This is a genomic window from Gilliamella sp. wkB112, from assembly GCF_001690685.1.
Taxonomy (GTDB): Bacteria; Pseudomonadota; Gammaproteobacteria; order Enterobacterales; family Orbaceae; genus Gilliamella; species Gilliamella apicola_J.
This window is the reverse complement of the sequence record NZ_LZGL01000018.1, coordinates 97,708-110,439: the sequence shown is the minus strand read 5'-3', so window position 1 is coordinate 110,439 and position 12,732 is coordinate 97,708. Positions and strand designations below refer to the sequence as shown.

Sequence of the window (12,732 nt, the reverse complement as noted above, 5' to 3'; positions counted from 1 at the left end):
GGAATTATAATTTTCAATTATTGTTACTTAAAGATCTTCTAAAAATACCTCTTTAGGTATATCTTGACCATTAACTTTTATCATATCATTTTCCCGTGAATATTCAACATCTGAGAATATCCCTTGAATACCATCTTTCTTAAAGGTTAAGAATTTAAGATTACCTAAGAACATTTGAGACATCATTCCTAGTGATTGTTTTGCTTTCTCTATTTGCTGAGGTGAAATATCATCTGAACCTTTTTCAACAGCTTCTATTTGTGCTCCAATGTTAGCTAACACATCAAAAGGTGCATCAAGTTTTAAATTAAAACTTTCAAGTTTATCTATATCATGAGCATCCGGAACTTTATTGATATCAACAGTTTTTACATTGGCACTTATATTGATATCACCCGCCACATTATGCCAATTGAATTTATTTAATGAAAGTTTAATATTAGATGTTTCGGTATGGTCGATTTTTTCACTCACATTACCATATAAACCATCTAACTCATTGTAAGAAAATAATCTTTTATCAAGCCCTTGGTAATCAAAATCTAAAGTTCCTGAACCTAAATTTTGTTGTCCATATTTGAAAGAATCAATACTAGCTTGTAACAAACCATCAACGGTATCAGATTCATTTAATGTGTTTTTTTGATTTAAAGTAAGCTTATTTATTTCGACTGATTTTGTTTGTTCAGGGTCAATTGGCTTAAATACAAGTTTATCTACGCTATTTTGTACTTCTAAATCACTATTTTGGTAATTAGCACTGCCTTTCAATTTTAAATTATTCACTGTAGCGTCTATATCTGAATAGCCATCTATTATCTGTAGATTGCCAATATTTAGATCAAAGTCAACAATGGTTTTTTCTATATTTGGCTTGGCTGATAAAGTTAAATTACTTAATAAAAATAAATTATCATTGGTGTCAACATAATTTAATTTATCTAAATGAGTGTTAACCTGTAAATTTACAAAATCAGCATCGCTTTCAAAACTATAATTCCCTTCAGAAATATCGAGTTTAGCATTAAGGTAATTCAAATCCTCAGGTTTTACTGAAAGAGCCTTATTAGTTAATTTTACGCGCAGATAATTTTGATAACTTAAGCTTGCATGACCACTTATAAATGGTTGGTTACCTGATAGTTTCCATAGATCCGGAGCTGCTTGCTCTGTCATTTGGTATTCAACCCATGCCATCTGCGGGGAAAATGTGCCTTTAGCTAAGGCTGCCATTGGGAATGGGCCATGATGAATTATAATATCATCATCAAATAATTTTTTGGGTTGGATATCTGCTTCAACCGCATCTTTAGGTGACAACGTCACTGTTAAATGTAATTTAGTGGAAAAGATGTTTTTTTCTAGATTACTGTGAGTTATGGCTACATTATATGCTTCTTGATAATGATTAATTTGTTGATTAATTTCTTTAAGCTCATTATCAATATTATTTTCAATAATGTTACCTGTGTACCATGCCGTACCTACGTAACCAATTCCTAATACTGCAACAATGCCGATAGCTAGTGGGGTTTTTTTCATGTTTATTAATTCCTTGTAAAATATCTAATACTGTTATTTTTCCTGATGCTGAAAAAGGTGTTCAAAAGATTGTTAATATATTCAATGCGATCGACACGTTGTAGCTCAGATTTTACCAATTTTAATCTATTTGAACTTTCTAAGCGATAATTTTTTGGCTCTTTTTGCCTTATAGAGATTAAATAGTTAATGGTAAAGGTAATGTTAATATCAAACGTGATAATATTAACTATTTAATTAAATTAACTTTTTTAAGTAATGAATTAATGATTGTATACGTGGTAGAAATTAGCTGGGTGAAAACTTTTCGTCATCTTACAGCGAAATTAGTACCAAGCTATAACTAGTAGCTTATGCTTTAAAAGCGATTAAAAAATTCTTTTTTACTATATAGTTCACCGTTAACTTTAATTTTAGCACCGTACTCTTTGGTATAATCAATGTCAGAATATATTCCTTTCTGATCCCCTTTACTGAAAGTAAACGCTTTATTTTGTTGTAGTAACATTTCAATTATTATTTGTAAGCTCAGGTCAGCTTTGTTGATTTCTTCCGATGTTATATTTGATTTTTTCGAATTGGCCATTTGCGCTTGAATACGAGCCAAAACATTATATGGTGCTTCAAGTTTTAGTTTGAGTGTATCAAGTTCATCCAAATCGAAAAATGTTTGTGCTTTATCAGTTAATTTTATAGAAGTACTCAAAGTGATATCACCATCAACATTATGCCAATTAAATTTATTCAACGAAAAATAAACATTGGCAAACTGTGATTCGTTAAATTTATTCTCAGAATTTAAAAATAATTTCTTATCAAGGTTTTGAAAGTCGAGATCAGCTATTATCGAGCCTAAATTTTGTTTGTTGAATATGATGGATTCAATATTTGCTTTTAACGCACCATTAACAGAATCATATTCATTTAACTTTTTGGTCTGATTAAAAATAATTTTATTGAATTCTAGCGAGTTGTTCATATAAGCCGGAATAAATTTTAATTTATCTACAGTACTTTGTAGTTCTAAATCGTTATTTATTTGATCATATGTACCGTTCGCTTTAAAATTATCTATAACAATATCTCCTTTTGATGAATCTCCTTGATTAGTTTCTATATGAATGGAAAAATGACCCAAGCCTAATTCATAGCCAAACTTATTAGTTTCTAGATTTGGTTTTGCTGAGATGGTAAGGTTATTTATTGAAATAGCATGGAAAAAATCTTCAAAATCTTTTTTACTGTAATTAAATTTATCCAAATGAGTATTAATTAACATATTTGAAAAATTTTGATCACTTTCAAAAGTATAATAGCCATCTGAAATATCGAGATTACCGTCAATAAAATTATAATTTTTTTGATTAACCGAAATCGCCTTATTGACAAATTTAACTCTTATATAATTAGAATAACTTAAACCAACATGTCCGGTTATAAAAGGTTGATTACCTGCTAATTTCCAAAGTTCAGGTGATGCTTGTTCCGTCATTTTGTATTCAATCCAGGCCATTTGAGGAATAAATGTCCCAGAAGATAGAGCTACAATCGGGAATGGACCATGATGAATGGTTAATTCATCATCAAATAGTTTTGTCGGCTGTTCTTTTGTGTTAGCAGAACTTTTCCGTGATTGTGTGACAGTAAGGTGTAGTTTAGTTGAAAATAGATTTTTTTGATAATCATGGTAGGTTATTGCAATATTATTTTCTTGATCATGATTATTAATAGCTTCTGTAATTTTATTTAATTCATTATCAAGATTATTAGCAATAATATTACCTGTATACCATGAGGTACCAACGTAGACGATCCCCAGTATAGCTACAACCCCAATAGCTAGTGTAGTTTTTTTCATGTTTATTTATTCCTTATATAATATTTAATATTGCTATTTTTCCTGATGTTGGGAAAAGGTATCCAATAAATTTTTGATATATTCAATGCGATCGACACGTTGTATATCAGATTTAAGCAATTTTAATCTATTTGAACTTTCTAAACGATAATTTTTAGGTTCTTTTTGGATTAAAGAAATTAAATAATCAATGGAGATGGTATTATTAGTACCGAATTCAATAAAACCACCTTTGTCACCAAATTCAATTTTATTAATGCCAAGTTGTTTGGCTTGATAACGGATTTTAGTGGTTTCTAGTAAAAACAATACCGCATCCGGTAATTGACCAAAACGATCGCGCATTTCCACTTGGATTTCGGTTAATTCATCAAGAGTTTCAATACTCGCTATACGTTTATATAGTGATAATCGAGTGTTAACATCAGGAATAAAGTCATCCGGAATTAAAGTTGGTAAGCGTAATTCTATTTCTGTTTGTTGATTATTCAGCAATGATTCCAGTGTCGGATCTTTACCTTCTTTCAATGATTTGACTGCTTCTTCGAGTAGTTCTATATACAGATTAAAACCAATAGTTTCAATTTGGCCACTTTGGTCACTACCCAATAATTCACCCGCACCCCGAATTTCCAAATCGTGCGTTGCTAAAGCAAAACCGGCGCCTAAATCTTCTAATGAAGCAATCGCCTCTAAGCGTTTTTTGGCATCTTTAGTTAATAATTTCGGGTGTGGTGTTAATAAATAGGCATAGGCTTGATGGTAAGAACGTCCAACTCGCCCACGTAATTGATGTAATTGCGCTAAGCCAAATTTGTCGGCTCGTTCAATAATGATGGTATTGGCATTAGGTATATCAATACCGGTTTCCACAATGGTGGTACAAACCAATAGATTAAAACGTTGATGGTGAAAGTCATTCATAACTCGTTCGAGATCACGCTCATGCATTTGCCCATGGCCAATAGCAATACGCGCTTCAGGAACTAGCTCCGCTAATCTTTCTGCAACTTTTTCAATATCGGAAACATCATTATGTAAATAATAAATCTGACCGCCACGTAAAATTTCACGTAATATCGCCTCCCGAATCACCAGATCATCATATTCTCTAACAAAGGTTTTTACTGCTAAACGCCTAGCTGGAGGGGTAGCTATAATAGATAAATCACGCATACCACTCATTGCCATATTCAGCGTACGTGGAATAGGGGTGGCAGTTAAGGTTAATATGTCAATATTAGCCCGCATCGCTTTAATTCGTTCTTTTTGACGCACACCAAAACGATGTTCTTCATCAACAATGAGTAGTCCTAAATCTTTCCATTTGATATCTTCTTGTAATAACTTATGGGTGCCAATAACTATATCTATTTTACCATCAGCCAATGCTTGGATGATCTCTTGTTGTTGCTTGGCTGTTTTAAAACGCGACAGGCTTTCAATACGGATTGGCCAGTTAGCAAAACGATCGCAAAAACTCTCATAATGCTGTTCGGCAAGTAGGGTAGTTGGCACTAAGATGGCGGTTTGTTTATGATTTATTACTGCTAAAAAGGCCGCTCGAATAGCAACTTCGGTTTTACCAAAGCCAACATCGCCACAAACCAGTCTATCCATTGCAAGTGGTGAGCACATATCACCAATTACCGCACCAATAGCATTTTGTTGATCTTCGGTTTCTTCATATGGGAAAGCTTGGCTAAACAGTTCGTATTGTTCACGATCTTGCTTAAACTTAAAGCCAGGTTTGCTCTCGCGTTCGGCGTAAATGTCGAGCAATTCTGCTGCCACATCACGTACTTTTTCCGCCGCTTTTTGCCGAGCTTTGCTCCAGGCATCGGTTCCGAGTTTATTGAGTGGGGCATTTTCTTCATCACCACCAGAATAGCGACTAATCAAATTTAGTGACGAAACCGGTACATATAGTTTGGTGTCATTAGCATAAAGTAAAATAAGATATTCAGCGGTAATGCCACCTGTTTCCAATGTAGTTAATCCGGCATAACGCCCCACACCATGCTCTAAGTGTACTACGGGTTTGCCTGGAGTTAACTCCGCTAAACTACGAATCAGTGAATCAGTATTGATGGATTGTTTGCTGTCTTTTTTACGCCGATTAATACGTCGTCCTAATAACTCATTTTCGGTTATAAAGGCAAAATTATCTTGTCGATTGATAAAACCTTGTTCGCTAGCACCAATCATTAAAGCAAAACGATTATCAAGCGTGTCTAATTCAGTTAATTTCGTGATCGTAGTGGGATGAATACGTATGCGCCCGAGGATTTCTTGTAATGCCTCTTTGCGACCTTCTGATTCAACCGAAAATATAATTTTGCCATTAAAATTATCAATAAACTGTTGAAACAAAGCATATGGATTTTTTTGTTGGATCTCAATCGCCAGTTCCGGCAAAGCAATATAGGGTAGATTAATATTTTTATTAGCTTTAGTGAGTGACTCATTAGCTAAAATGATACGTGGATATAATTTAAAATTAGCAAAAATTTCATCCGTTTTTGACCAGATCACTGCCGGCGCTAAAAGTGGGCGCATTGGATCTACTTTGCGACTTTCATAACGTTGATTAATATCTTGCCAATATTTATTGGCATATTGTTCAATATTAATCGTATTAATGATTAAGGTGTTTGCCTGAAAATAGGTAAACAGCGGTGTTAATGGTTGATCAAAAAATAGTGATTGCCAATACTCGATCCCGGTTGGCAAAATGTTTTTGCTGACTTGTTGATAAATGCTTTCCGGTTCTAACCTAACCGGGAACTTCTCACGCCATTGACTACGGAATAGTTCTATAGCTGTTTTATCGAAAGGGAATTCATGTGCTGGCAGTAATTGAATTTCTTGAATTTCACTAAGCGTGCGCTGACTCTCAACATCAAAAGTGCGAATACTATCAATTTCGTTATCAAAAAAGTCAATTCGATAAGGAGTTTCACTCCCCATAGGGTAAATATCGAAAAGCGCGCCACGGGTGGCATATTCGCCATGTTCCATAACTTGACTAACCGAGCGATAACCAGCATTTTCTAATTGTAACCTTAAGTGTTCGCGGCTTATTTGCATACCTTGGCGCATAAGGAAAACATGCCCACCTAAAAAACTGGGTGGACACACTTTTTGCATTAAAGTATTGATCGGTAAAATCAATGCACCTTTTTGTAAATGTGCCAAGTGATAAAGGCAAGATAAGCGTTCTGACACAATGTCTTGATGTGGTGAAAAACTATCATAAGGCAAAGTTTCCCAGTCGGGAAAAAAAATTGCTGGGGAAGGGGAGAATTGTTTTAATTCATCATGAATGCGGGTGGTTTGTTGCATATCGTCAGTCACAATTACAACTAAACCATCATGGGCATCAATAACTTGCGCACAGATTAGCGATAATGAAGATCCGACAAGTTGCCCCAACTGTTTGACTTCATCTGTTTTTTTAGGAATTAAGGTAGAAATATTCAATGTATTTGACATGATAAATGCTATTAATATCGCTATGAAATTTAGCGACAGATTATAACGTAATTACGTGGTTGTTTTCTATAACAGTTTAATCCTGTATGATAAGCACTTTGCAGTTAATGAGTAAAACTTTGTAAAAAAGTTTCAGGTGTCATATACGTTTATGTCAAAAATATTTCGTCCATTAGTATTTTATATTGGCTTGCGCTATGTTTACGGTCAAAAAAGTGACGGTTTTGGTCGTTTTGTTTCATGGTTATCGATGATTGGGATCATGTTAGGATCGCTAGGGTTGATCGTGGTGTTATCGGTGATGAATGGTTTAGAAGATCAAATGCAAGGTAATATTTTAAAATTTTTACCACAAGCACAAATAACTACCCCTCAAGGCAAAATCGATTTTAATGCCATCCCTGCAGATCGTTTCGCCAATATTAAAGGGGTTAACCGCGTGGCGCCTTTAGTGACTAGCGATGTAGTATTACAAAGTGAACAAAGTATTACCGTAAGTACACTTATGGGCATTAATCCCGGAGATGAAGATCCAATAAATGATTATATATATAGCGGGGCGATTTCTGATCTGCAAGCTGGCCAATATAATATTATTATTGGTCAAAGTTTAGCAGAACAATTAGGGGTAACCATAGGTGATCAAATTCGGTTAATGGTGACCGATGCCAGTCAAATTACGCCAGTAGGGCGCATTCCTTCACAACGGTTATTTAAAATCAGCGGTATTTTTGCCGTTAATCATGATATTAACCAAGCATTAGTTTATGTTAATCAATCAGATGCAAGAAATTTGCTGCGCTATCCAAGCAACACTATTACTAGCTGGCGACTGTTTTTAGATCAACCTTTAGATATCGGCACGATTACCACAACTCCATTACCGGATGGTTTAATTTACAAAGATTGGCGCGAAAAACGCGGCGAATTATTTCAAGCGATTAAAATGGAAAAAAATGTGATGGGCTTGCTGATTAGCTTAATTGTGATTGTGGCGGCCTTTAATATCATCACTTCATTAAGTTTGTTAGTAATGGAAAAACAAGGAGAAGTTGCCATTTTGAAGACTCAAGGTTTATCTCGTTCTAAAATCATGCTGATTTTCATTATTCAAGGCGCGAGTTCTGGTGTTATTGGCACAATTTTAGGCAGTATTTTGGGACTGTTACTGGCCTTTAACTTAAATGCTATTATGCAAATATTAGGTTTATCCTTAGCTGGTATTCATCTACCGACATTGGTTGAACCATCACAAATTGTATTTATTATTATCGGATTGCTTATGTTATCGTTAATTTCAACAATTTATCCGGCTTACCGTGCTGCCAACATTCAACCAGCTGAGGCGTTACGTTATGAATAATTCATCTCAACTTTTATCAGCAAAAAATCTTTATAAGACTTATAAAGAAGGTAACATGGTTACAGAAGTGCTAAAAAATGTCTCTTTTGATATTTACCCAAAATCATTATTGGCGATTATTGGTAGTTCCGGATCAGGTAAAAGCACATTATTGCACTTATTAGGCGGTTTGGATAAACCCACTTCCGGAGAGATTATTTTCAAATCGCAACCGCTAAATCAATTATCTGAACAGCAAAAAGCACGTTTGCGTAATCAGGAGATTGGTTTTGTGTACCAATTTCACCATCTATTGCCTGATTTTTCAGCCTTAGAAAATATTGCCATGCCGTTATTAATTGGTGGCGTGGCTGCTAATGAAGCCAAAAAAAGAGCCTTGGCAATGTTAGAATCGGTTAATTTAGTTAAACGAGCCAATCATCGTCCTTCTGAACTATCAGGTGGGGAACGTCAGCGTGTAGCCATCGGCCGTGCCTTAATAAACAATCCGGCGTTAGTGATGGCGGATGAGCCAACCGGTAACTTAGATAAATCCACCGCTGATGCTATTTTTGATCTGCTAGTAAAATTGAATCAAGAACATGGCACTGCTTTTTTAGTGGTCACCCATGACTTAGCGTTAGCCAAAAAGCTGGATAAACAATTAATTATGAGTGACGGCCAATTAATGGATAGTTCATTATCCAACAGTAGGTTAATGGACAATTAGTATGAATTTATCTTTAATTACAGCTATCAAATTCCGCAAGGGGCGCCGTAAAAGTGGCATGGTATCTTTAATTTCGATTATCTCGACCTTGAGTATCGCTATTGGTATTGCGGCGTTGATTATTGGCTTAAGTGCCATGAATGGTTTTGAACGCGAATTACATAACCGTGTGCTGTCGGTGGTGCCACATGGTCAATTTTATGCACCTTATGGTAATTTAGACGATTGGCGCCAAGTGCAACAACAATTGCAAAAAAATAGTAATATTGTAGCAACGGCACCTTTTGTTAGTTTTACTGGTTTAATTGAAAATGGTAATAAACTCGGTGCCGTTGAAGTGCAAGGTGTTGATCCGCAACAAGAAAATAATATCAGTGCACTACCTAATTATGTATTAAATGATAAATGGCAAAACTTTACCGCGGATAATCAACAGTTAATCATTGGGGCTGGTTTAGCTCAAACTTTAGCGATTAAAGAAGGTAGTTGGGTGAGTTTACTCATCCCGGTTGCCAGTGGTTCGAATCAACTTAAACCACCAAAAAGAGTACGTTTACAGGTTACAGGGATCCTTGAATTAAGTGGTAGTTTAAGTAATAACGTGGCCTTAATTCCGTTGACGGATGCTCAAAAGCTACTAGATATAGGTGACAGTGTCACAGGATTAATGGTTAATGTTAATCAAGTGTATCAAGCCAATCAAATTATCGGTCAAGCCGCATTAAATTTAGAACAAAATCTATTATTTAATAGCTGGGAAAATTCTTTTGGTTTTATGTACCGGGATATTCAAATGATTCGGCAAATCATGTATCTAGCAATGATTGTGGTAATTGGTGTGGCTTGTTTTAATATCGTGTCCACCTTAGTCATAGCTGTGAAAGATAAACAGCGCGATATCGCCATATTGAAAACTTTGGGTGCAACCAATCGCTTAATAAGGCATATTTTTATTTGGTATGGGGTTATTTCTGGCTTAATTGGCAGTTTATTAGGGGTGATTTTAGGCGTGTTATTCTCATGGCAACTTTCCAATATTATGGGCTTTGTAGAGTCAATAATTGGTTATAAATTACTGAATGGTCATATTTATTTTATTGATTTTTTACCATCGGAGATCCATTTACTGGACGTTGTAATTGTGTTTATCACAGCTATGTTATTGAGTTTAATTGCCAGTTATTATCCTGCCAAACGCGCATGTAAAATCGATCCTGCCCGAATTTTAAATAGCTTTTAATTGATTTTAATCAGGAGTATATTAATAAAACAATACATTGACGTTAATTAACTTCACAATTAACGTCTAATTACTTCATCTTGCCGTTATATTATTTCCTTCCCCCACTTGAAGTAATTGGATCATATTTGATACAAAGGCATTGGTATGAGCAATCAAAAAAAATTGATAGAAAAGTTACTGGCCGACACTTCGATTCAAATTAATGGACAGCAGCCTTGGGATATTCAAATCAAAGATAATAGTTTCTATGGACAAATATTAAAACAAGGCTCAATAGGATTTGGTGAATCTTATGTGCAAGGCAAATGGGAGTGTGAACAAATTGATGAATTAATCACGCAAATCTTACTGGCGGAATTAGATAAAAAAGTCCGTACCAAGTTTGATTTATTGACTAAATTACAATTTTTATTTTTTAATTTACAAAATAAAACTCGAGCTTATATTGTTGGGCGTCAGCACTACGATTTAGGCAACGAGCTATTTGAAAAAATGCTCGACCATGGTTTGAATTATTCTTGTGGCTATTGGAAAAATGCCAAAAATCTTGATGAAGCTCAACATGCTAAGTTAGATTTAATCGCTAAAAAATTGGGTTTGGAATCTGGCATGAAAGTACTGGACGTGGGTTGTGGTTGGGGAGGTTTTGCGGAATTTGCCGCGCGGGAATATGGCTGTAAAGTCAAAGGGATTACGATTTCTAAAGAGCAAGCAGAATATGCACAAAAACGTTGTAAAGATCTGCCAGTGGAAATTAGTTTAAAAGACTATCGAGATTTACAAGAACATTACGATCGCATTGTTTCAATTGGTATGTTTGAGCATGTGGGCTATAAAAATTATGCTACCTATTTTAGCAAATTATATGATTTACTCGCTGATGGTGGCTTGTTTTTATTGCATACAATTGGTACTAATACCTCACATTTGGGTAATGATGGCTGGTTAAATAAATATATCTTCCCTAATGGCGTATTACCGTCAATCGCGCAGTTGATTAAAGGTACTGAAGGCAAATTTGTGATGGAAGATTGGCAAAATTTTGGCCCTGATTACGATAAAACCCTCATGGCTTGGTATGCTAATTTTATACAAAGTTGGCCAAGTCTCAAGGCTAAATATTCTGACGAAACATTCCGAATATTCAAATACTATTTACTTTGTTGTGCTGGCACCTTTAGGGCTAGAACTACGCAATTGTGGCAAGTGGTATTTTCTAAAAATCGTAAACAACGTTATGATGCACCAAGGTAAACTGTAACAATAACTAAAAACGGCTCAATTGAGCCGTTTTCCTAAAATAATTAAATCTCGCTGTATGCCATCAAGTTCAGCTACTTTTGGAAATAATCCCCATTGCTGATAATGTATTTTAGTAAATAACTTAATGCTAGGTAGATTATGACCAAATACATAACTTAGTATGGCTTCAATGCCAGCTTTATAAGCAAATTGTTCGATCTCGGTTACTATAAATTGACCAATACCTTTACCACGAAAATCTTGATGGATATATAGGCTAATTTCAACGGTTTTATTGTAAGCCGGACGACCATAAAACGAAGTTAAACTAACCCAACCACAAGGTTGATTTTGATATTTAAGCAACCAAAGGGGACGATTTTGTGGATTATGTTGCTCAAACCATTCTTGCTTACTTGTTACTGAAACTGGCGAGGTATCAGCGGTGACCATCCGGCTAGCAATGGTTGAATTATAAACTTCAACAATAAATGGTAAATCATCTAAGGTAGCGTTGGTATAGGTGATCATAAGTATTTAATCGCAATTAGCTGTAAAATTAATATTGTAATGACTTTGCTTAAAGCAAGCAATGCTTGTTATTTTATACTGAAACGTATGCCGCTCCTGAAACATCTTTACATTATGTGATTTAGATCTTATAGACTTATCAATACTCGTCCACGAGTAATATCACTAAGGCTTTGTTGGAGTGATTGTGCTTGGTTTTGAGTAATCGCTACATTTACGTTAACGCCAGCAGCGTCAAAATCCTGCTTCTCAATCACTGCGTTCAACTCTTTAAGGCGATTTTCAATGATCGGCCATTCATTATAATAACAATGAAATTGTAGTTGAATACGGGCAATCAGTTCGATTAACTCAGCTTGCTGTAAACAATGGCTGGCGGAGCCACCATAGGCGCGGATTAAGCCACCAGTGCCGAGTTTTATACCGCCAAAATAACGGGTGACAACCACCACAACTTGATCGCAGTCTTGGCCTTCAATCGCCGATAAAATAGGGCGACCAGCAGTGCTAGTTGGTTCTCCATCATCATTAAAACGGTATTGCTGACCAATCTTCCAAGCCCAGCAATTATGAGTAGCACTGGGATCGCTCACTTGCGCAATAAAAGCCATTGCTTGTTCAGCAGAGTTAATCGGAGCGGCATTAACAATAAAACGGCTTTTTTTTATTTCTTCAGTCAGATCAATCGGGTTTGCTAATGTATATGGCATGCTAATTCTGGTAAAATCAATTTATTGCGACTAATAATA

9 protein-coding genes are annotated in these 12,732 nt (G+C 35.3%); 4 read left to right on the top strand and 5 right to left on the bottom strand.

Features of this window, described 5'->3' with window-relative positions:
- Positions 1-27: 27 nt before the first annotated feature.
- From A9G12_RS10075 to mfd, 3 genes are all read right to left on the bottom strand, one after another.
- Positions 28-1,542 (bottom strand): YdgA family protein, encoded by a 1,515-nt coding sequence (locus A9G12_RS10075; RefSeq protein ID WP_065565724.1) that lies wholly within the window; start codon positions 1,540-1,542, stop codon positions 28-30.
- Between the two features lie 358 nt (positions 1,543-1,900).
- A complete protein-coding gene (locus A9G12_RS10070) occupies positions 1,901-3,400 on the bottom strand; it encodes a YdgA family protein (RefSeq protein WP_065565723.1) in 1,500 nt (499 codons plus the stop codon).
- A gap of 33 nt (positions 3,401-3,433) precedes the next feature.
- Entirely contained in the window at positions 3,434-6,895 is a 3,462-nt protein-coding gene (gene mfd / locus A9G12_RS10065) for a transcription-repair coupling factor (RefSeq protein WP_065565722.1), read from the bottom strand.
- A gap of 160 nt (positions 6,896-7,055) precedes the next feature.
- Here mfd and lolC point away from each other — a divergent pair, with 160 nt between their 5' ends.
- The 4 genes from lolC to cfa all read left to right on the top strand — a co-directional run bounded on the left by lolC (position 7,056) and on the right by cfa (position 11,464).
- A complete protein-coding gene (gene lolC / locus A9G12_RS10060; RefSeq protein WP_065565781.1) occupies positions 7,056-8,258 on the top strand; it encodes a lipoprotein-releasing ABC transporter permease subunit LolC in 1,203 nt (400 codons plus the stop codon).
- Positions 8,251-8,967, top strand: coding sequence for a lipoprotein-releasing ABC transporter ATP-binding protein LolD (lolD, locus tag A9G12_RS10055; protein WP_065565721.1), 717 nt, complete (start codon positions 8,251-8,253; stop codon positions 8,965-8,967). Before lolC ends, lolD begins: the two co-directional genes overlap by 8 nt.
- A gap of 1 nt (position 8,968) precedes the next feature.
- Complete coding sequence (gene lolE, locus A9G12_RS10050) at positions 8,969-10,207, top strand: lipoprotein-releasing ABC transporter permease subunit LolE (protein WP_218056628.1); 1,239 nt, start codon at positions 8,969-8,971, stop codon at positions 10,205-10,207.
- A gap of 147 nt (positions 10,208-10,354) precedes the next feature.
- On the top strand, positions 10,355-11,464 hold the full coding sequence (gene cfa, locus A9G12_RS10045; protein WP_065565719.1) for a cyclopropane fatty acyl phospholipid synthase: 1,110 nt from the start codon (positions 10,355-10,357) through the stop codon (positions 11,462-11,464).
- Between the two features lie 24 nt (positions 11,465-11,488).
- Here cfa and A9G12_RS10040 read toward each other — a convergent pair whose 3' ends face one another.
- Together A9G12_RS10040 and A9G12_RS10035 are read right to left on the bottom strand one after the other, a co-directional pair.
- Positions 11,489-11,983 carry a GNAT family N-acetyltransferase gene (locus A9G12_RS10040; RefSeq protein WP_065565718.1) on the bottom strand — a complete coding sequence of 165 codons (495 nt, stop codon included), beginning with the start codon at positions 11,981-11,983 and terminating at the stop codon, positions 11,489-11,491.
- A gap of 128 nt (positions 11,984-12,111) precedes the next feature.
- Positions 12,112-12,693, bottom strand: a complete 582-nt coding sequence (locus tag A9G12_RS10035; RefSeq protein ID WP_065565717.1) for an IMPACT family protein — start codon at positions 12,691-12,693, stop codon at positions 12,112-12,114.
- Positions 12,694-12,732 lie beyond the last annotated feature (39 nt).